Genomic DNA, 1,229 nt, shown 5'->3' with positions numbered 1-1,229 from the left:
GGGACTGCTGAAGGTTTAGTTGACAGCTGGGGTTGATAGTTTGCTATGCGGCTGTGACCGCGTTGTTTATTGTCTCAAACTCGATCGGGGTTAGCCGGCCGAGGGTGCGTTGCCGGCGTTTTCGGTGGTAGGTCCGCTCGATCCAGGTCGTGATGGCGAGCCTGAGCTCGGCCCTGGTTTCCCACCGTTTCCGGTTCAAGACGTTCTTTTGCAGCAGCGAGAAGAACGATTCCATCGCAGCATTGTCACCGCACGCGCCCACCCGTCCCATTGATCCGCTCAGCCCGTAGACGTGCAGGGCGGAGACGAATTTCCTGGATCTGAACTGGGACCCTCTATCGGAGTGAACTACCGTACCCGCGGGTTTTCTGAACGAAACGGCATGGTCCAAGGCCGCTACTGCCAGGGACGCTTTCATCCGCCCGTCCATGGAATACCCGACGATCCGGTTCGAGTGCAGATCTTTGATGGCACAGAGGTAAAGCTTGCCTTCGTCCGTGGGGTGTTCGGTGATGTCGGTTAACCATTTCTGGTTCGACGCCGCCGCAGTGAAGTCCCGATCGATGAGGTCATCGTGGACCGGCGGGCCGGTCTTGATCCCGGATCTGCGCCGACGGTGGATCACCGACAGGATGCCATTTGCTGAACACAGCCGCCAGATCCTTCGTTCACTCACCACCTGGGCGCTGGCGTTGATTTCATCGGCGATGAACCGGTACCCGAACGCAGGGTCATCACGGTGGTGATCTATGGCGGCGTTGATCAGATGTGCTTCCTCCCAGTCCCGGGCCGAGATGGGGTTCGCGGCCCACAGATAGTAGGCCTGTCTGGAGAAGTTCAATACCCGGCAGGACACTGCAACAGGAACCCTGACAGGGGCGTCCTGGGCAGCTAATTCACGGACCAGCGGGTACATCATTTTTTTGGGTTGATGTCCCTGGATAAGTAGGCCACGGCACGGCGCATCACTTCCGCTTCCTGCTCCAATAACCGGATCCGCTTATTGGCCTCTCGGAGCTTCACGGAGTCATCGGACACGGCCCCGGGGTTCACCCCGTCTTCGCGGTCGGCGATTTTCAGCCAGCGGTGCAAAGCCGCAGGTGAGACACCGAAGTCCTTCGCGATCTGGGTAATGGGCGCTTCGCCCTTTCGGGCCACCGCGATAACGTCACGGCGGAACTCTTCAGGAAAGGCTTTAGGCATGATGAACATCCTTCCACCAGCAAGGA

1 protein-coding gene is annotated in these 1,229 nt (G+C 58.9%); it reads right to left on the bottom strand.

Annotated elements, in window-relative coordinates; translation table 11 throughout:
- Window positions 1-43 precede the first annotated feature (43 nt).
- Window positions 44-1,203 (bottom strand): IS3 family transposase gene (locus B384_RS0114205; protein ID WP_156809118.1). Its coding sequence is split into 2 segments (ribosomal slippage): window positions 44-922 and window positions 925-1,203, totalling 1,158 coding nucleotides; the frame shifts between segments, so codons are not numbered across the junction.
- Between the last annotated feature and the right edge of the window lie 26 nt (window positions 1,204-1,229).

It is taken from the genome of Arthrobacter sp. TB 23, from assembly GCF_000294595.1.
Classification (GTDB): domain Bacteria; phylum Actinomycetota; class Actinomycetes; order Actinomycetales; family Micrococcaceae; genus Arthrobacter_D.
Note: the sequence above shows the minus strand (reverse complement) of the source record. Positions and strands in the feature narration are given on the sequence as shown.